At 56.9% G+C, this 469-nt stretch carries 1 protein-coding gene and 1 pseudogene; one reads left to right on the top strand and one right to left on the bottom strand.

The genetic code is table 11. The features are described 5' to 3' along the window. Positions 1 to 193, bottom strand: a 193-nt coding sequence (locus tag EN893_RS37525; protein WP_164901570.1) for a 4a-hydroxytetrahydrobiopterin dehydratase, incomplete at its 3' end; no start/stop codon positions are given. A gap of 156 nt (positions 194 to 349) precedes the next feature. On the opposite strand from EN893_RS37525, the pseudogene EN893_RS39790 reads away from it, so the two are divergent. Then, positions 350 to 469 (top strand): annotated as a pseudogene (locus EN893_RS39790) (GHMP kinase); the annotation flags it as partial.

Below are 469 nucleotides of genomic sequence, written 5' to 3'. Positions count from 1 at the left end.
TATCGGGATGGTGCCACGCCGCCTCGGCGAGATGGCCAACCGTGTTGATGACCATCAGCGTCGATTTCCAGCTGTGGGTCTTGTATTTGCGCCGGATCCAGCCGTTTTCGTAGCGCCATTTTGGCAGCTCCTTCTCAAGCCGCTCGGCGATCTCGGCTTCCGAATAGACCTTTTCCTTGACTGTCTCGTTCATCTCGACCTCCGCGAATTGCTCGGTCTGTCTACACGCCGGAGCCAGCAAACACGTGGATGCATTCTCTTTGGCTTGCCCCATCGACGAAAACAGTTATCATGGTACCGGGCACCTAAACTTCCATGATGCATCCATGATGCACCCATCGGGGGGCAGATGTCGAATTCTGTTACCATACGAGTGCCCGCTCGCCTGCACCTTGGCTTCCTTGATCTCAATGGCGATGCCGGACGGCGGTTCGGCAGCGTCGGGCTTCCATTGAGCGAACCCGAAACC

Source organism: Mesorhizobium sp. M7A.F.Ca.CA.004.04.2.1 (assembly GCF_004022825.1).
Taxonomy (GTDB): domain Bacteria; phylum Pseudomonadota; class Alphaproteobacteria; order Rhizobiales; family Rhizobiaceae; genus Mesorhizobium.
The sequence above is the reverse complement of the archived record's forward strand: the minus strand, read 5'-3'. Positions and strand labels throughout refer to the sequence as shown.